At 73.7% G+C, this 17,415-nt stretch carries 15 protein-coding genes; 2 read left to right on the top strand and 13 right to left on the bottom strand.

The window, feature by feature from the left end:
* Positions 1 to 111 precede the first annotated feature (111 nt).
* Positions 112 to 864: an SAM-dependent methyltransferase gene (locus VFC33_04260; protein HZR12443.1), complete on the top strand. Its 753-nt coding sequence runs from the start codon at positions 112 to 114 to the stop codon at positions 862 to 864.
* On the opposite strand, the gene VFC33_04255 is transcribed toward VFC33_04260, so the two are convergent.
* The 10 genes from VFC33_04255 to VFC33_04210 form a co-directional block, all read right to left on the bottom strand.
* Positions 861 to 1,664 carry an energy-coupling factor transporter transmembrane protein EcfT gene (locus VFC33_04255; GenBank protein HZR12442.1) on the bottom strand — a complete coding sequence of 268 codons (804 nt, stop codon included), beginning with the start codon at positions 1,662 to 1,664 and terminating at the stop codon, positions 861 to 863. The genes VFC33_04260 and VFC33_04255 overlap by 4 nt on opposite strands.
* A complete protein-coding gene (locus tag VFC33_04250; protein ID HZR12441.1) occupies positions 1,661 to 3,751 on the bottom strand; it encodes a DUF2232 domain-containing protein in 2,091 nt (696 codons plus the stop codon). The genes VFC33_04255 and VFC33_04250 overlap by 4 nt, the downstream gene beginning before the upstream one ends.
* Before the next feature lie 5 nt (positions 3,752 to 3,756).
* On the bottom strand, positions 3,757 to 4,290 hold the full coding sequence (locus VFC33_04245) for a nuclear transport factor 2 family protein (protein HZR12440.1): 534 nt from the start codon (positions 4,288 to 4,290) through the stop codon (positions 3,757 to 3,759).
* A gap of 30 nt (positions 4,291 to 4,320) precedes the next feature.
* Positions 4,321 to 5,157, bottom strand: a complete 837-nt coding sequence (locus tag VFC33_04240) for a glucose 1-dehydrogenase (protein HZR12439.1) — start codon at positions 5,155 to 5,157, stop codon at positions 4,321 to 4,323.
* A gap of 17 nt (positions 5,158 to 5,174) precedes the next feature.
* Positions 5,175 to 6,986 (bottom strand): M3 family oligoendopeptidase, encoded by a 1,812-nt coding sequence (locus VFC33_04235; GenBank protein HZR12438.1) that lies wholly within the window; start codon positions 6,984 to 6,986, stop codon positions 5,175 to 5,177.
* A gap of 4 nt (positions 6,987 to 6,990) precedes the next feature.
* Positions 6,991 to 9,372, bottom strand: coding sequence for a UvrD-helicase domain-containing protein (locus VFC33_04230; protein HZR12437.1), 2,382 nt, complete (start codon positions 9,370 to 9,372; stop codon positions 6,991 to 6,993).
* 206 nt (positions 9,373 to 9,578) lie between these two features.
* Positions 9,579 to 10,133 carry a TIGR03086 family metal-binding protein gene (locus VFC33_04225; protein ID HZR12436.1) on the bottom strand — a complete coding sequence of 185 codons (555 nt, stop codon included), beginning with the start codon at positions 10,131 to 10,133 and terminating at the stop codon, positions 9,579 to 9,581.
* 3 nt (positions 10,134 to 10,136) lie between these two features.
* Entirely contained in the window at positions 10,137 to 10,397 is a 261-nt protein-coding gene (locus tag VFC33_04220; GenBank protein ID HZR12435.1) for a hypothetical protein, read from the bottom strand.
* A 37-nt stretch (positions 10,398 to 10,434) separates the two neighbouring features.
* Positions 10,435 to 13,953 carry a BTAD domain-containing putative transcriptional regulator gene (locus tag VFC33_04215; protein HZR12434.1) on the bottom strand — a complete coding sequence of 1,173 codons (3,519 nt, stop codon included), beginning with the start codon at positions 13,951 to 13,953 and terminating at the stop codon, positions 10,435 to 10,437.
* A gap of 142 nt (positions 13,954 to 14,095) precedes the next feature.
* Complete coding sequence (locus VFC33_04210; protein HZR12433.1) at positions 14,096 to 14,440, bottom strand: hypothetical protein; 345 nt, start codon at positions 14,438 to 14,440, stop codon at positions 14,096 to 14,098.
* Positions 14,441 to 14,570: 130 nt separating this feature from the next.
* Here VFC33_04210 and VFC33_04205 point away from each other — a divergent pair, with 130 nt between their 5' ends.
* The gene (locus VFC33_04205) at positions 14,571 to 14,858 is read left to right on the top strand and encodes a hypothetical protein (protein ID HZR12432.1); all 288 of its coding nucleotides are present in this window, start codon (positions 14,571 to 14,573) and stop codon (positions 14,856 to 14,858) included.
* Between the two features lie 86 nt (positions 14,859 to 14,944).
* Here VFC33_04205 and VFC33_04200 read toward each other — a convergent pair whose 3' ends face one another.
* The 3 genes from VFC33_04200 to VFC33_04190 all read right to left on the bottom strand — a co-directional run bounded on the left by VFC33_04200 (position 14,945) and on the right by VFC33_04190 (position 17,401).
* Positions 14,945 to 15,562, bottom strand: coding sequence for a histidine phosphatase family protein (locus tag VFC33_04200; protein HZR12431.1), 618 nt, complete (start codon positions 15,560 to 15,562; stop codon positions 14,945 to 14,947).
* Positions 15,563 to 15,639: 77 nt separating this feature from the next.
* Complete coding sequence (locus VFC33_04195) at positions 15,640 to 16,116, bottom strand: hypothetical protein (GenBank protein ID HZR12430.1); 477 nt, start codon at positions 16,114 to 16,116, stop codon at positions 15,640 to 15,642.
* Positions 16,117 to 16,168: 52 nt separating this feature from the next.
* Complete coding sequence (locus VFC33_04190) at positions 16,169 to 17,401, bottom strand: cytochrome P450 (GenBank protein HZR12429.1); 1,233 nt, start codon at positions 17,399 to 17,401, stop codon at positions 16,169 to 16,171.
* Between the last annotated feature and the right edge of the window lie 14 nt (positions 17,402 to 17,415).

The following is a 17,415-nucleotide window of genomic DNA, read 5'->3' as shown; positions in this document are numbered from 1 at the left end:
CGCGGCGTGCATCCTGGCGCTGTGCCGTTCCGTTACGTGTGAGTCGCCGCCCGGGCGCGTGGCCCCCCGCCGGGCTCGGTCCCTCGTCGGAGCCGAGTCCCGGGAGGCCACATGCCGAGACGACGTCGGGCGCGCTTCGTCGCGCTCGTCCACCTGCTCGCACGCGTACGACCCGACGTCGAGCCCAGCGCCGTCACCGACGGTCGCGTGTTCGTGGACGGTCGTGTCGTCGCGAATCCACGAGCGCTCGTGCGCGCGGACGCGTCGGTCCGTGTGCAGGAACCGCGACGGCTGCGCGGTGCGCGCAAGCTCGCTGACGCGCTGGACGCGTTCGACCTCGTCGTCGCGGGGCGCGTCGCGCTCGACGCCGGCGCGAACGCCGGCGGCTTCACGACGGTCCTGCTCGAACGGGGCGCCCGCCGCGTGTACGCCGTCGAGGTCGGCGTCGGCCAGCTCCGCGGCGTGCTGCGTGTGGACGAGCGTGTCGTCAACCTCGAACGGACGAACTTCGCCGCGCTCGACCACGAAACGGTGCCGGACACGATCGATGTCGTCACGATCGACATCGGCCATCTCGCGCTCGCTGAGGCTGTGCGGCAGTTGGCGGGGTGCCGCATCGCGCCCGATGCGGATCTCGTCGCGCTCGTGAAGCCGACGTTCGAGCTCCGCCGGGGGACGCTGGCCGCGTCCGACGAAGACATCGAGCACGGCGTCCGTCTCGCCAGCCGCGCGATCGCGGCGGCGGGGTGGACCGTGATCGGGAAGTGCGACGCGCCCCGCACCGGTCGCCGTCGTGCGAGAGAGGTCTTCGTTCGGGCTCGACGATCCCCCAGCGCCGACCCGAGTTCCCCGACCGCGTCCTAGATCGGGACGAGGATCGCGGCGGTCAGCACCGCGGCGACGATCGCGAGCGCGATGACGTCGCGGCTCGCGATCCGCGAGCGGCCCGTCGTGACGTTCGCGGTGCCTCCGCGCGCCTCCATCGCGTCGGCGAGCTCGTGCGCGCGCCGCAGTGAGACGGTCAGCGCGGCGACGAGGAGGTCGACGGGCTCGCGCAGCTCGGCCCGGAAGCGGGCGCGCCGGCTGTCGTAGTACGGGCGCGGGCGCAGCCGCCGCGCGGCGAGCATCGTGCGCGAATCGTCGAGCAGCAGCGGCAGGCAGCGTGCGCACAGCGCGATCGTCACGGCCATGTCGTCGACGGGGACGCGCACCCAGCCCAGCGGCGTGAGCAGCGCGCGGATGGCGGGCGCGAGCTCGGCCATGTTCGTCGTCCACGTGACGAGCGCGGCCGCGCCGAGCAGGACGACGCCGAGCACGAAGAACCTCACCCACTGCTCGAGCGCGCCGCCGCTCCACGAGATGCCGAGCACCGTGACGTAGGGCGGCTTCGTCGACGCGAGCGCAGCCGCAGCGCCACCGAGAAGGAGCAGCACGACGAACCAGCGCGGGACGCGCGGGAGCACGCCGCCCGGCAGCCGCGCGACGAGCGCGCCGGCCACGACGAGCGCGCCGACCAGCGCGATCGCGGGCCACTCGGGGCGCAGCGACAACGCGACGCCCGCGCCGGCGACGGCGAGCAGCTTCGTGCCGGCCCACAGCCGGTGGACGGGTGAGTCGACCGCGACGTAGCGGAAGACGTGGACGTCACGCGTCCTCGCGCTCATGGACGCACGTCCGCGACGAGCTCCGAGACCGCGGAGCGGTCGAACGACCCAACCGGCTCGTCGAGCACGAGACGGCCGTCGCGCAGCCCGACGACGCGGTCTGCGAACGGCACGGCGTCGTCGAGGTCGTGCGACACGACGACCGTCGCGACGGCGCGCGTCGCGCGCAGCCGGGCGAGGACCTGCGCCAGGGCGACCCGCGCGTCGTCGTCGAGACCGGCGAACGGCTCGTCGAGGACGAGCACACGGGTCCCGGTCGCGAGCAGTCGGGCGAGGAGGGCGCGACGCTGCTGCCCACCCGAGAGCGCGTCGATCGGCCGGCCCGCGATCGAGGCGTCCAGCCCGACCTCGGCCAGCGCCCGCACGAGCGAGCCCTCGTCGGGCGCGACGACGGCGAGCTCGCCGCGCACGGTCGGCCGGAGGAGCTGCAGCCGCGCGTGCTGGAACGCGAGCCCGACCGCACCCACGTGGCGGGTCGCCGCGTCGCCATCGAGGAGGACCTCGCCCTCGGTCGGGTGGAGCAACCCCGCGAGCAGCCACGCGAGCGTCGACTTCCCGGAGCCGTTCGCGCCGAGCACGAGGACGGTCTCGCCCTCGCGCACGGTCGTCGTGACGTGTTGCAGCGCGCGGTGCTCCCAGGGCGTGCCCGGCGAGTACACGAACCCGGCGTCGCGCACCTCCAGGACCGGCGCGCCGGGACCCGCGACCGGCACCGCGATCGTCGCCTCGGGTGACGGCGGCGGCGCCGCGCCGGCGATGACGCGCCCCCGCTCGACGCGCAGCAGCCCGTCGCCGGGGTCGATCTCGCCGTAGCGGTGCGTCACGTGGACAACCGTCGTGCCGCGTGAGGTGAGACCCCGCAGCAGGTCGAGCAGGCGCCGACGGCCCGCGGTGTCGACCATCGCGGTCGACTCGTCCGACACGAGGAGCGCGGGCGCGCGTGCAAGGGCGCTCGCCAGCGCGAGTCGTTGGAGCTCGCCACCGGACAGCGTCGAGGTCTCGCGGTCGGCCAGCCCCGCGAGCCCGACCTGCGCGAGGAGTGCATCGACGTCGACGGCAGTCGCGTCGTCGTACCGGAGCCCCCACACGACGTCGTCGCGGACACGCACGCCGAGCACCTGGCTCTCGGGCCGCTGGAACAGCATCGCGGTGCCGTGGGGCCGTCCGAGTGCGACTGCACCCGGCCGCTCGATCGTGCCCGACTCGAGCGCCGCGCCGGCCAGGACGCGCGACAGGCTCGACTTCCCGGCGCCGTTCGGACCGGTCACGGCGACGAACCGTCCGGTCTCGACCGTCAACGAGACGCGGTCGAGCGCGGCGCGCGCCTCGCCGGGATAGCGGAACGTGACGTCGACGAGCCGCGCGGGGACGGGTCCGGCCTGTCCGTCGGAGGTGCTCGTTCCGCGACGGCCGTCGCGGTCGGTGATGCCGAGGCGCGCGTGCGGGCGGCCGACGACGACGCGCGGCACGACCGCATGAGACAGCGTCTGCGCGACCCAGGTGACCGCAATGAGCACCAGGGCCTCGACCGCGGGAACGACGAAGTACCAGTGGCGGATCGACCACGACACGACGACGTCGCCGGCGTGCGCGAGCTGCTCGAAGCCGAGGTTGCGCAGGATGCGCGCGACGCCCGACCACGAGTTCCGGACCTGGTCGAACGTGAGCCGGCGCAGGTCCGAGAACACCTGCAGCGCGGCGACGGTGATTGCCGCGCCGATCGGCCAGACGACCGCGACGGTGACGGCGACGGTGCGCGCCCGGCCCCATGCGCGCCGTCTCCCCCATCCGACGAACGCCCCGAGCACGCCGAACTCGACGAAGCTGATCGTGAGCCCGGTGCCGCCCACGATGAACGCGAGCGCGCACCCCGCGACGAGGCCGACGACCACGGCCCGCAGCCGCTGACGGGCCGCGAGCGCCACGACGGGCACCGCGGACGTCACGAAGAATGCGCCGCCGTACGGCAGCAGCCAGCCGAGCACGCACAGCACGAGCGAGACGTCGATGAGGACCGCGGCCTCGGCCAGCTCGACGGGGGTCAGGCGGCGCGCGCCGCGCGGGCCGCGAGGAAAGCGGGAGGCCACCGGCGTCAGCGCCCGCCGCGAACGCCGGCGTCGCGGTAGACGGGATCGCCGCGATCACGCCGGCCCGTGATCATCCCGGCCGGGATCGGCCACGCATCGTCGGCGCGCGCGACGCGTACCCACTCGGTGACCGCGGTCCTGCGCGCGATCCGCCACGACGGCGTGCCGTCGACGTCGCGGCGTTCGAAGTCGTCGACGTAGCGGAACCCGGTCACGAGGTTGCCGCGCTCCTCGCCGCCCTCCGTGTGATGGAACGCGATGCCGTAGCTCTCGACGTGCGCGACGTCGTCGTTCACGTGCTCGACGAGCACGTTGCCGAGGAGATGCATCGTCGAGGTGTAGCGCTCGAGGACGCGCCACACCCACGTGACGAACTCGTCGACCGTGCCGCGGAACGAGCCGTGGGAGTCGGTCGCGTCGTCGTGGTAGCAGGACCGGACGAGCTCGACGTCCATGCGGTCGATCCCGCGGCAGTAGCGCATGAGCACGTCGCGGATCTCACGCTCGTCGAGCAACCGCCGCAGCAAGGGGTCCGGCATCCCACGATTGTCGCGGGCGCCGGGCCCCGCTCAGGGCGCGAGCGGCCGGTTCGTCCACCCGCCCCGCTCGGTGCGGAACCAGCCACCGGCCGCGAGGCTCCCACCGTCGGCGTGGATCGTCGTCCCGGTGACGAACGCGGACAGGTCCGACGCGAGGAACACGGCGCAGCCGGCGAGGTCGTCGGGCGTGCCGAAGCGCCCGACGGGGACCCAGGTGGGGATGAGATGCCGCTGATCAGGAGCGACCCAGCGGCCGTACGGGACCTGCAGCGTCTCGGTGAGGTCGGGCGCGATCGCGTTGACCCGCACGCCGTCGTTCCCGAGGTCCAGGGCGAGGCTCTTCGTGAACTGCGTGATCCCTGCCTTGAACGCCGAGTACACGACCTGGTTGGGGATCCCACGGAACGCCTCGACCGTCGACACGTTGACGATGCTCCCGGAGCGCTGCGCGACCATCCCGGGCGCGAACGCCTTCGTGCACAGGAACACGTGCTTCAGGTTCACCGCGTAGAGCGCGTCCCACTGCTCCTCGTCGGTGTCGAGGAAGCGCAACCCGCGGTACAGGTAATGACCGACGTTGTTGACGAGGACGTCGCAGCGGCCGAACGCGTCATACGTCTCGCGCGCGAGACGGTCGACGTCCGCGCGCTGGCGCACGTCCACGACGGACGCGCGCGCCTCGCCGTCTCCGCGCGCGCCGATCGCGTCGACGGTCGCGCGGGCGCGCTCCTCGTCGATCTCCGCGACGACGACACGCGCACCGTGCGCGGCGAACGCCTCGCTGATGCCCCGGCCGATACCGCCTCCGCCGCCGGTCACGACGGCGACCTTGCCGGTGAGCAGCGCCGCGTCGGGGGTGAGCACCATGTGAGTGGACCGCGGCGTCAGTCGGCGACGCGACCCGAGGCACGCGCCGCCGCCTCGGCCGCCTCGAGCTGACCCTCGACGATCGCGAGGCCGCCGTCCCAGAACGAGGGGTCGGCGAGGTCGACCCCCACGATCCGGCCCAGCTCCTCGGGCGAGCGCGAGCCGCCGCTCGCGAGCAGCTCGAGATAGGCGGGCACGAACGCGCCGCCCTGCTCCTCGTACGCGCGGTACACCGAGAGCGCGAGCAGCTGGCCGTACGCGTACGCGTACACGTAACCGGGCGTGGCGATGAAGTGCGGGATGTAGGACCACCAGGTGCGGTAGCCCTCCGTGATCTCGACCGCGTCGCCGAGCATCTCCGTCTGCGTCTCTGCCCACCGCTCGTTGAAGCGCTCGACGCTCAGCTCGCCCTGCTCGCGCCGGTCGGTGTGGACGAGGGCTTCGAACCGGTTCATCGCGGTCTGGCGGAACACCGTCGCGATCTGGCCCTCGAGGCTCTCGGCGAGCAGCGCGAGCCGCGCCGACGGGTCGTCGGTCGCCTCGAGCAGCCGTCCGAACGTCACCGTCTCGCCGAACACCGACGCGGTCTCGGCGAGCGTCAACGGCGTCGTCTGGTGGAAGACACCCTGACCGCGCGCGAGATACGCGTGCAGCCCGTGACCCATCTCGTGCGCGAGCGTCAGCACGTCGCGGCGACGGGCGGTCCAGTTGAGCAACAGGTACGGGTGGTGCGAGGGCACGGTGTACGCGCAGAACGCGCCGGGACGCTTGCCGGGGCGGATCGGCGCGTCGATCCAGCGCTCGTCGAAGAAGCGCTGCGCGACGTCGGCCAGCTCGGGTGAGAACGACGCGTACGCGTCGAGCACGAGCGCGCGCGCCTGCGACCACGTGAACTCCGAGTCCTCGTCGGCGACGGACGCCATGCGGTCGTAGTCGGCGATCCGGTCGACACCGAGCAGCCGCGCCTTGAGTGCGTACCAGCGCTGCGGGATGTCGTAGCGCCGACGGACGGCATCGACGAGCGCCTGCACCGACTCGTCGCTGGCCTCGTTCGCGAGGTTCATGCTCGCGAGCCAGTTCGGGTAGCTCCGCAGCCGGTCGTCGATGCTCTTGTCGGCGAGCAGCGTGTTGAACACGAACGCGCGCGTGCGCAGGCCGGGTGCGAGACCTTCCGTGACGGCCTCGGCGGCGCGCCGGCGCAACTCCCGGTCGGGCGAGCCGAGGACCGACAGCGCCTCCTCGAGCGAGCGCGACTCGCCGTCGAGCTCGACGCGGATCGTCGACGTGAGCTCGCTGAAGAGCCGGGACCACGCGCTCCGGCCGGTCACGGCCTTCTCCGACATGATCCGCTCCTCCGGCTCGGACAGGAGGTGCGGGCGGTACCGCCGGATCGCGCGCAGGTGGTGGCGGCAGAAGTCGAGACGCTCGTCCGCGAGCACGCTCTCGACATGGTCGTCGGGCGCCGCGGCCCACTCGAGCTCGAGGAAGAGCAGCTCGTTGCCGATCGCGGTGGCGCGCTCCTCGACGTGCTGCAACAGCGCGCCGCGCTCGGCGTCCGTCGTGTCGACCGCGAAGCGCAGCCCCGCGTACGAGCCGACTCGCTCGATGCGCTCCTGCACGAACGCGACCTCGTGCATGAGCTCCGCGAGCTCGTCGGCCTCGAGCGCGGCGACGCGACCGCGATAGCGCGTCAGCTCGGACGCCGCGCGCGCGGCGTCGTCGAGGAGCGCGTCGACGCCGTCCGTCCCCCGCCCTTCGAGCAGCGGCTCGAGATCCCACGCGACGTCGGAGGCGAGCAGGTCGGGCGAGGGAGACTGGGCAACCGCCATGCGCTCAGCCTACCGGGGCGGTCTCCAGCGCCTCGGGGAGCGGGTCGGCGTGCACGATCGCCAGGTCGCGCGTCGCGCGCGTCAGCGTGACGTAGAGCAGGCGCAACCCGGCCGGATCGGGTGTGACGAGGCGCGCGGGCTCGACGACGACGACGTGGTCGAACTCGAGGCCCTTCGCGTCGACGGCGTCGAGCACCGCGACGGGCGCGTCGATCGCCTCGGCACGGTCCGCGACCGCGCCGACGTCGGCGAGCGCGCTCGTGATCGCGCCGTGCACGTCGCGCGGCGCGACGACGGCCGTCGTGCCGCCATTCGCGACGGCCTCGCGCGCGACCGCGGCCGTCTCTCGTGCGAGCGCGCCGGGCTCGGCGCGGTCGACCGCGACGAACCTCGGATGCGTGCCCGTCGAGCGGACCGCGCGCGGCGGAGCGATGCCCGGTGACGCGACCGCGAGCACGCGGTTGGCGACGGTCATGAGCTCGGCGGGTGTCCGGTAGTTGACGTCGAGCGTGACGACGCGGGCCCGGCCCGGGCGCGAGACGACGCGGACGATCTCGTCCCAGCTCCCCGCCGCGCCGGCGCGGCTCGACTGGCCGAAGTCGCCGACGAGCGTCATCGACCGCGACGGGCAGCGGCGGGCGAGCATCCGCCACTCCATCGGCGTCAGGTCCTGCGCCTCGTCGACGAGGACGTGCCCGAACGTGCGCGGCTCGTCGCCCGCGGTGCCGTTGCGCGGGGCGGGGTCGGCGAACCGCTCCGCGAGGGACGCCGCGGTCGTGTAGCCGCCGAGGCCGAGCCCGTCGACGACACGGGTCGCGGTGTCGACCGAGTCCGCGCTCGGCCCGCGCCGGCGCGCGCGACGGGGGCGGGCCGCCTCGACCGGGCCGAGGAGCGCGTCGGCCTCGTCGACGAGCGCGACATCGGAGTCCGTCCACGCGACGTCGGTGACGCGGTGCGCACGCGGCCGGTGCAGCCCGACCTGCTCGTCGCGCTCGAGCACGCCGTCGGCCGCGGAGCGGATCAGCGCGGTGAAGCTGAACAGGTCGTGGACCAGCTCCGCGCCGCTCAGGACGGGCCACATCCGCTCGATCGCCTCGCGTACCTCGGGTCGCTGTCGCAGCCGCGCGCGCAGCTCGCGCTCCCAGTCCTCGGGCGGCGGCTCCCCGCGTGACAGCGCGCCGGCCACGGTCGGGTCGAGCGACACGTCGGGCTCGTCGAGCGGGAGACGGCCGGCCTCGGCGTCGTCCGTCGTGAGACGGTCGCGGTACGTGCGGACGAGCGCGCGGCGGTACCGGCCGACGAGGTGGTCGAGCAGCAGCCCGAGCACGAACGGACGCCGCGCGTTGTGCGACCCGCGGCGCCGCCGGGCGCGCTCGACGATCCCGCGCGTGTCGCGACGGGTGATCCGGATGCGCAGCCCGTCGACCGCGACGACGATGTCGCGCGGCAGCCCGCGCTCACGGTCCGCGACCGCGCGCGCGATCACGGTCGCCATGCGCACGTCGCCCTTGACGCGCGCGACGGCAGGTGGATCAGTCCGTTGCACGCGCAGACCGGGCTTCAGCGCGCGGATCGTCGACAGCTGGGCGTCCTCCTCGCCAAGCGACGGGAGGACCTGGTCGATGTAGCGGAGGAACACCGCGTTCGGTCCGACGAACAGCACGCCGTCGCCGGACAGCCGGCGGCGGTACGTGTACAGCAGGTACGCGGCGCGGTGCAGCGCGACCGCGGTCTTGCCGGTGCCGGGCCCTCCGGCCACGACGAGGACGCCGTCGAGGTCGCTGCGGATCGCCTCGTCCTGCTCGGCCTGGATCGTGGCGACGATGTCGTGCATCCGCCCGGTGCGTGCGCGTTCGAGCGCCGCGAGCAGCGCACCCTCCCCGACGATCGTCAGCCCCGCATCCTCACCCGCGTCGGCGTCGAAGACCCGGTCGTCGAGGCCGACCAGGCGGCGCCCGCCGCGCGTGATGAAGTGACGGCGGCGGACCACCCCCATCGGGTGCACCGCCGTCGCCCGGTAGAAGGGCTCGGCGACGGGCGCGCGCCAATCGACGACGAGCGGCCGGTGGTCGTCGTCGTCCACCGAGACGCGCCCGATGTAGTAGCGGCCGTCGGTCGGGCCGGCGCCGTCGGCCGCCTGGGGGGTGAGGTCGAGACGGCCGAAGCACAGCGGGGCGTCGCCGATGTCGAGCGCCGCGAGCCGGCGCTGGGTCGTCTCGACGGCGATGTCGCGCTCCAGCCGGGCCTGGTGCGTCCCACCCCGCCGGACCTCCGAGTACGCGTCGGCGACCCGGACCGCGGATCGGCGCATGTCGTCGAGGCGGGCGTAGGCGGCGTCGAGCACGCGCTGCTCGGCCGCCAGCTCGGCGTCGGGGACCTCGGGCAAGCGGACTCCGGATCGTCGGTGCACGCCCGACCGCCCTGCGCGCGGGGGTCGTTCGGGCGCGAATCGGGGAACGGGGACCGACGATCTTAGGCGAGCGACTGCGAGGCGGGAATCCCGCCTCGCAGCGAGCCGGGGCCCGAGCGGCCCGCCGCCGGAGGCGCCGAGAGCGGAAAGCAAGGCGAGCGGCGAGCGGCGAGCGCGGCGCTTCAGGGGCGGCGGCCGAGCAGGCCCATCAGGCGGTCGGAGACCGAGGCCGACGCGAGGACCGGCACCTCGGGGCCGAACGCGCCGTGGGCGCGGAACTCGTCGAGCGGGATCGACCGGCCCCAGTCGTAGACCATCTGCGCGATCGGTTCGTCGATCGTCAGGTCGAGCCCGCATGCCGTCGCGACGTCCCAGTTGTGGACGACGACCTCTTCGAGGTTGATCAGCGCGGCGAAGTCCGCGGGGAACGTGCCGAACGGGTACGTCCGGTCGCCGTCGAACGCGCCGGGCTGGCGCCAGCTGGCGAGGTTCTCCTTCGCAGCGGCGGCCACGGCCAGGCCCGGGTCGTCGCCGAGGACGTCGCCGGCGTCCTCGCCGGCCTCCCGCCCCTGGTTCACGAGCGTGAACATCCACGTCGCGCCGAGGAGGTGGTTCAACGTCGCGCGGACGTCCCACCCGGCACACGGGGACGGAGCACGGAGTCCGGTCTCATCGAGGTCCGCAACGAGCTTCGCGGTCTGGTCGTACGACCGTTCGAGAGCGAGCACGATGTCCATCCGTCAGCCCTCCACGAAGACTTGGATGGTCTCCGGACGCACGCCGTCGTACTTCATCGCGTCCGCGGCGCCCTCGGCCTGGAGCGCCTTCTCGAAGCTGTCGAGATCGGGGCACTCGACGATCAGACCGACGCGCTCGGGCGCGTCCCGATCGACGAACGTGCGCACGGAGAAGCCCATCGGGCCGAAGAACTCCGCGCGCTTCGGGGATGCGAGCCAGTGTTGGACGTCGTCGACCTCGTGGATGATCAGCAGTGTCGTCATGCGGGCATCGTGCGCTGCGGCGCGCGTCACCCGCGCGTCAGGCCCGTGTCGCCGTCTCGAGCCTGTCGATCGGGCCGATCCAGCTACGAAACCCGCGCGCGCGGCAGAGGTCGCCCGCCTCGGCGAGCCAGCCGTGTCCCTCCCCATCGAGCGTGCCGACGCGCCGGTACCGCGCCTGCGCGAGCGCGTAGAGCGTGGTGGCGCGGTGATACGTCCACCCGAACGCGGTTGCCGTCGCCAGCGCCGAATGGAGATGGTCGTCGGCCTCGTCGTGCCGGCCGAGCAGCGACGCGAGCTTGCCCGCGTACGCGGCGACGGGGCCTTGGCTGGTCACGCCGTTGAAGGCGACGTCACCCGCGAACGGCGCGATGACGGGCAGCAGCCTCGCGGCTGCGTCGACGTCCTCGAGCTCGATGGCGAGGACCGCGTAGCCGATCACCGAGGTCGTCCACATGTTGTCGACGGGGAGGTCCGCGAAGCGGTCGGCCATGCCGGTTCGCAAGATCCGGCGTGCTTCCTCGGTACGCCCGACGGCCTCGCAGATGATCCCGTACGCGACGCGGAACGGGACGACGCCGGGATTGTCACGTGCGGCCTGCTCGACGACCGGGAACAGCTCGTCGTGCTTGCCGGCGAACGTGCCGATCACGAAGAACTGTCCGGCGAACAGCGTGAACGCGTCGGGCGCGGCGATCTCGACGCCGAGGTCCAGGTTGCGCGCGGCGAGCGTCTCGGCCTCGGCGAGACGGCCGCTCATCGTCGCCTCGAACGTGTCGTAGAGGCCGGCGATCCACCGGAGTCGCGGCTCGCCGACGGTTCGCGCAGTCGACCGCACCCGGGCCAGGCTGTGCGCGGCGACGACGGGATCGGCGGATTCAACCGCCACGTTGTACGCCGCGACGTGCGCGCCGAACTGCAGTCGCGGATCTCCCGACGCTTCCGCCGCCGTCACCGCCCGCGCGGCGATGTCGCGGCGGAGCGCGCCACTCCCCGGCCCCCACAACGCCATCAGCACCGCGGGTGCGACGTGCGCGACGAGCGCCGGGTCGCCGCTCGCGTCGGCGAGTGCCCATGCCTCGTGACCCAGCGCGATCCGTCGCGCGGCGGCCGGCGTGTACACGAGACATTGCGCCAACAGGGCGAGCAGGCGCGTCCTGGTGGCCTCGTCGCGCGGATCGGCCGCCGCCACCGCCGCTTCGACGATCGCCAGGTGCTCCGGCGCACCGCTCGCCATGCGCGCGAAGCCGCGATCGGCCGCCAGCGCGGCGCGGACGAGCGCGTCGCGGTCGCCGCTGCGCCGCGCGAGCTCCGCGCCGCGTTCGAGCGTCGCGAACGCGTCGGGCTCGCCCGCGCGGTGTTGGGCGTCGCCGAGGCGAACCAGGAGATCGGCGCGCTCGGTGTCCGATCGATGCAGCGCGACCGCGGCGTCGAGCGCGACCCCGTAGTGCCGGGCGGCCTCGCTCGGCGCGAGGTGTGCGAGCGCGTGGTCTCCCGCGAGGACCGACCACTGCAACGCGTCGGCCGTCAGACCCGCGAGGGCGCAGTGCCGCGCGAGCTGGACGACCACGTCCGGAGCGACGGGCTCGACGTCCTTCACGAGCACCCGCGCGGCCCGCTCGTGCAGACGCGTACGGCTCGCGGCGCCGATGTCGGAGTACAGCGCGTTGGCGACGAGCGCGTGCACGAACCGCATGGCGCGCCGGACGGCGCGGACGTCGACGAGGATTCCCGCGAGTGCCGCGGCGTTCAGCGACGCGACGACGCTCCGCTCGTCGAGGTCGACCATGTCGACGAGCACGTCCTCGCGGAACTCGACGCCCAGGACGGACGCGGCCGCGAGCACCGTGGCGACGTCTTCGCCGAGCGCGTGCACGCGGCTCCAGACGACCTCGCGCAGGCTGGGCGGCACGCTGTCGGCCGTCACGATGCGCTGCCAGTCGCGCAGAGCAGCGTCGTCCGCGCGTTCGTCGCTGCCGAGCTCCATCCAGTGCCGCACGAGCTGTGACGCGTAGAGCGGATTGCCCGCGGTGTCCTCGCGGAGCTTCCCGGTGACCCGTCGCAGCTCGGCATCGGGCGCCGCGCGTGTCGCGGCGACGACGAGCTCGGCGAGCTCGGCCTCGTCGAGCCCGCTCAGCTCGATGGCGCGCACACCACCGCGCTCGACGTCGGCGAGCGCGGATCGGACGTCTTCGGGGGCGGCCTCGCCGCGATCGCGCCGTGTCAGCGCGAGCACGACCGGGGAGTCGGCGAGCGCGCCGGCGAGGTGACGGAGCAGGAGCAGGGCGGTGGCCTCGGCCCACTGCAGGTCGTCGATCATCAGCACCACCGGGCGGCGGGCGGCGACCCGGCGCACGAGGTCGGCGGCCGCATCGAAGGCCAGGAAGCGCTGCGTGACGTCGTCCGACGCGGTCGGGGCCGGTGCCGTCCCGACCCGCGCCAGCAGCCTCGGGCAGATGTGCGCCAGCTCGCCGCCGCAGCGCGCCACGTGCTCCGCGAGCAGGTCCGCAGGCGCGTGGTCGACGCACGCGCCGAGCAGCGTCCGGAACGGCTCCAGGGGCACACCGGCCTCGTCGCAGCGTCCGTACAGGACCGTCGCCGTGCCCGACGACGTCACCGACCACGCGAACTCGGCCAGCAACGTCGTCTTGCCGATCCCGGCCTCGCCTCCGACGACGACCGTGCGCAGACCGCTCGACGCCGCGGCCTCGAGCTCGGCGTGCAACGCGGCGTGCTCCGCCGCCCGGCCGACGAAGGCGACCCGGTGCGCGAGCGCGCCCGGCAACGGGATGTCGACGACCGCGGGCACGGCAGGCGCGTCAGGCGCGTCGGGTTCCGAGTCGATGCCGTCCCAGCCCGTCGCGACCCGCCGCTCGATCCGGACGACGTCGGGCGACGGCTCGGTGCCGACCTCCTCGACGAGCAGCGTCCGGTACACCTGGAAGGCCCGCAGCGCGTCCGCCTGGCGACCCGCGAGCGCGTGCGCGCGGATCAACAACCCGCGTGATCGATCGCGATACGGGTGCAGCGCGATCTGCCGCTCGAGCGACGCGACCGCGTCAGCCGCCCGGTGCGCCGCGATGAGCTCCTCCGCGTAGTCGTCGACAGCGCCAGCGTGGATCTCGGTCACGCGCGCGATCTCACCGCGCGCCCACTCCTCGCCCGCGAACTCCTCGAGCACGGGCCCACCCCACGACGCGAGCGCGTGCTCGAGTGCAACGAGTCGCGGGTTCGTCTCGCTGGCGGCCGTCACCGCGTCGCAGAACCCGGTGGCGTCGACGTCACACGCGAGCGAGTACCCGGTGCTCGTCGTCACGAGGACGTCCGAGCCGATCACGCCTCGGAGCCGCGCGACCGTCGTCCGCAGCGCGCCGGGCGAGACCATCAGGACGTCGGCGAGCCACTCGGCGCGCAGCCGCCGTGGAGCGTGGAGCGCCAGGAGCGCGAGCAGCCGCCGTTGACTCGCGCTGGGGACGTCGACGGTCGAGCCGTCGGACCTGACGGCGCTCACCCCGCCGAGGACGCGCACGCACGCGACCGGCGGTCGGGGGCCGCTCATGCGCGCGCGTCGTCGAGAACGAACCCCATGCCCGCCTGCCTGCTCCCGTGGCCTGCCCGCCGCCGCGCCCTGTCGAGCGACGCGGGACTCTAACCGGGCTGCGGGCGGGCGGCTCGGGGTCGGGATGTGACGGCGCCGGGCGTCAGCGTTCGAAGTCGAGGATCTGCTCCGGCGGCGGGAAACCGTCCTCCAGCGCGATCCCGTGCACGTCGCGCACGCGGTCACGGAACCAACGATCGAACGGATCGTCGGACGTTCCGAGCGTCTTGAACGCGGCGTCGAGATCGTCGGCTTCCATGTAGATCACCGCGACGTCGCCCGTCGGTGTGCTCTGGTGCCAGACGCGCTCGCGCGTGATGCCCGCGCGCGTGCGCGACCTCACGTACTCGGCGTGCCGGTCGCCACCGTGCGCGCACGACGCGATCGCGGCACGGTCGTCCTCGGTCTTGCCGGGAAGTATCGGTGCGACGAACCCAACGGACGGCATATGCGCCTCCTCTCGTGTGTTTCGGGGAGGCTGACGACCCACGCGCGTCACCCGCGCATCAGGTACGGGTGACGCGCGGGTGACGCGGCCGGGTCGGCACGCTCGACCGACACGACCGAAAGGACCCGACATGCCGTACGGAATCGTGCATCACTTCCCGGGTGGGACGAAGGAGAACTACGAGGCGTCGCTGCGCGCCGTGCATCCCGCCGACGGCAGCCTGCCCGACGGGCAGATCTTCCACGCGGCCGGCCCGTCCGAGGGCGGCTGGACGATCCTGGCCGTCCACGAGACGCAGGCGAGCTGGGAGCGCTTCCGCGACGACGTCCTGATGCCGCGGCTGCAGGCGGGCATCGAGGGCGGCTTCCCGACTCCGCCCCAGGAGATCGCCGTCGACATCTTCACCATCAGGCCCTGAGGCGCGGGTCTGGCACCCGGCCGCCATGTCCATGGTCGCACTCGCTGCGGGCGGGGATACCCCGCCCGCAGACGCTCGCCGCTCCGTCAGATCTGGTTGGGGACCGTGACGGTGACGTCGTCGCCGCCGGCCAGCAGGAGGGCCTCGCCCACCACAACGGTCGACGCGTCGCGGCGCACGTGCACGGCACGGCCGCCGAGGTTGGCGAGCGGCGGTCCCGTCGTCCCCAAGTGGCGCTCGACGGTCCGCACGACACCGCCGTGGGTGACGACGAGCACGCGCCCGCGCTCGTGGCGCGCCGCGAGGTCGACGAGCGCGGGGAGCACGCGCGCGAGCAGGGTCGCGTCGTCCTCGAAGCCGGGTGGCCGGCGATGGTCGGCGAGGTATCCCGGCCAGTCGCGTTCGATGTCGTCGCGTGTGAGCCCGGTCCACTCCCCCGCGTCGCGCTCGCGCACGCGCGTGTCGACGACCGGGTCGAGCCCGAGCGCCCCGGCGACGAGACGTGCCGTCTGGTGGGCGCGCCGCAGGTCGGACGTCACGACGGCGTCCACCCGGCCGTTGGACGCGAGCCGGGACCCGGCCTGGCGGGCCTGCTCCTCACCGAGGCGTGACAGCGGCGGGTCGGCGTGGCCCTGCCAGCGGCCGGCCGCGTTCCACGTCGACTGGCCGTGCCGGACGAGCAGCAGCGTCGTCGTCGCGCCCATGGCTCCCTCGGCGCCGGCCGTCGTGGGCATCGGCCCACGGCCGGCGTTCGTCCGCGCGGCGCGGTCGTCGCCCGCCGTCATTCGTCGGGGTCGTCCGCCGCGACGAGGTCGAACTCGCCGTTGCGGTAGACGAGCGCGGCGTCGAGGCCTTCGAGCGGCGGCCGGAGGCCACCGTGACCGCCCGGCTCGACGTACGCGCGGACGGTGCGCCGGCCGGCCGCGGTCGGCATCACGACCCGGTCGGACGACGGCCACCGCAGCGACGACGCGGGGAACACGAGCGACTGGTACTCGCTGAAGCGCTGGCGGCGCCCGGTCGGGCCCGAGAGCGACGCCTCGACGCGCCGGAACGCGGGCGTCGAGAACCCGGCGGGGAGCTTGAAGCGCTCGAGCGCCTCCCGGACGATCTCGCGCAGACCCGTCCCCGACGTCACCCCTTGCTCCAACGCCTTGGTGCGCGCCTCGTTGGACGCGCGGTTGACGCGCTGCAGCGTCGACAGGAGCACCTCCTGCTGCGACGCGTCGGGAATGAGGCGGACGGACCGGACGCTCACGGACCTCACCTTGCCCGATTCGGGACCCGGACTGCGAACGGGTTGCAGTCCGTCAGCCGGCGAGCGACACGCGCAGACGGTCGAGCCCGCGCAGCACGATGCGGCCGCCCCACACCGGCTGCTCGTCGAGCAGCGTGAGCTCGGGGAAGCGCCGCACGAGGCGCGGGATCGCGACCTGTCCCTCGAGGCGCGCGAGCGCGGCGCCCAGGCAGTAGTGGACGCCGCTGCCGAACGACACGTGCTGCGACGCGCCGTCGCGGCCGAGGTCGAGGTCGTCGGCGGTCGGACCCCACTTCGCCCGATCCCGGTTGGCGGACGCGAGGCAGGTCATCACGAACGTGCGGGCCGGGACGGGAACGCCCGCGATCTCGACGTCTCGCGTGGTGATGCGGCGCGAGAACTGCACCGGGCTGTCGTAGCGGAGCAGCTCCTCGACCGCGTTCGCGTCGAGCGAGGGGTCGTCGCGCAGGCGCGCGAGCTCGCCCGGGTGACGCAACAGCGCGAGCACGCCGTTGCCGATCAGGTTGACGGTCGTCTCGTGCCCGGCGATGTAGAGCAGCACGACCTGCGCGACGAGCTCGTCCTCCGAGAGCTGCTCGCCGGTGCGGTCGTCGGCGACGGACACGAGCGCGCTCAGCAGGTCGTCCGCCGGCTCGCGCCGCTTCCACGCGATCGCCGCGCGTACATGGGCGAGCATCGAGTCGGACGCGTGCAGCGCGGCCTCGACGTCGTCGTACGCGACGATCGGGTCGAGCATCTTCGTCATCGTGTGCGACCAGTCGCGCATGTGCGCGCCGTCGGCCTCCGGCATGCCGAGCATGTCGGAGATCACCTGGAAGGGCAGCGGGAACGCGAGCTGCGCGACGACGTCCATCTCGACGCCACTTGCGGCCGCGGCGTCGAGCGCGGCGTCGACGAGCTCCGTCACGCGCGGCCGCAGCTGCTCGATGCGCCGCGGCGTGAAGACGCGCGACACGAGACGGCGGAGCCGGTCGTGATCGGGCGGGTCGCGGTTGAGCATCGTCAGCTGCCCGAAGTCCTCGCGCCCCTCGACGAGCGCGGCGACGTCCTCGGGCACCGGGAACGGCTCCGCGTTGCGCTCGTCCACGCTCAGCGTCGGATCGCGCAGGAGGGTGAAGACGTCCTCGTAGCGGAACAGCGCGACGGGCCCGATCGGCGTGTGGTGGACGGGGTCGTGCGTGCGGAGCAGCGCGTACTGCGCGTACGGGTCGTCGAAGAAGCCCGGCTCGAAGGGGTTGAACGCGACGGTCGGCGTCGTGCTCACGCCCGGAGCGTAGG

It is taken from the genome of Acidimicrobiia bacterium (assembly GCA_035651955.1).
In the GTDB taxonomy this organism is placed as follows: domain Bacteria; phylum Actinomycetota; class Acidimicrobiia; order IMCC26256; family JAMXLJ01; genus JAMXLJ01.
Note: the sequence above shows the minus strand (reverse complement) of the source record. Positions and strands in the feature narration are given on the sequence as shown.

What these genes read in the sequence shown, in the direction of transcription:
- VFC33_04220 (HZR12435.1), bottom strand. Translation starts at nt 10,397, where the DNA reads ATGACGACACTGCTGATCATCCACGAGGTCGACGACGTCCAACACTGG.
- VFC33_04235 (HZR12438.1), bottom strand. Translation starts at nt 6,986, where the DNA reads ATGGCGGTTGCCCAGTCTCCCTCGCCCGACCTGCTCGCCTCCGACGTC.
- VFC33_04260 (HZR12443.1), top strand. Translation starts at nt 112, where the DNA reads ATGCCGAGACGACGTCGGGCGCGCTTCGTCGCGCTCGTCCACCTGCTC.
- VFC33_04210 (HZR12433.1), bottom strand. Translation starts at nt 14,440, where the DNA reads ATGCCGTCCGTTGGGTTCGTCGCACCGATACTTCCCGGCAAGACCGAG.
- VFC33_04245 (HZR12440.1), bottom strand. Translation starts at nt 4,290, where the DNA reads ATGCCGGACCCCTTGCTGCGGCGGTTGCTCGACGAGCGTGAGATCCGC.
- VFC33_04205 (HZR12432.1), top strand. Translation starts at nt 14,571, where the DNA reads ATGCCGTACGGAATCGTGCATCACTTCCCGGGTGGGACGAAGGAGAAC.
- VFC33_04255 (HZR12442.1), bottom strand. Translation starts at nt 1,664, where the DNA reads ATGAGCGCGAGGACGCGTGACGTCCACGTCTTCCGCTACGTCGCGGTC.
- VFC33_04215 (HZR12434.1), bottom strand. Translation starts at nt 13,953, where the DNA reads ATGAGCGGCCCCCGACCGCCGGTCGCGTGCGTGCGCGTCCTCGGCGGG.
- VFC33_04240 (HZR12439.1), bottom strand. Translation starts at nt 5,157, where the DNA reads ATGGTGCTCACCCCCGACGCGGCGCTGCTCACCGGCAAGGTCGCCGTC.
- VFC33_04200 (HZR12431.1), bottom strand. Translation starts at nt 15,562, where the DNA reads ATGGGCGCGACGACGACGCTGCTGCTCGTCCGGCACGGCCAGTCGACG.
- VFC33_04225 (HZR12436.1), bottom strand. Translation starts at nt 10,133, where the DNA reads ATGGACATCGTGCTCGCTCTCGAACGGTCGTACGACCAGACCGCGAAG.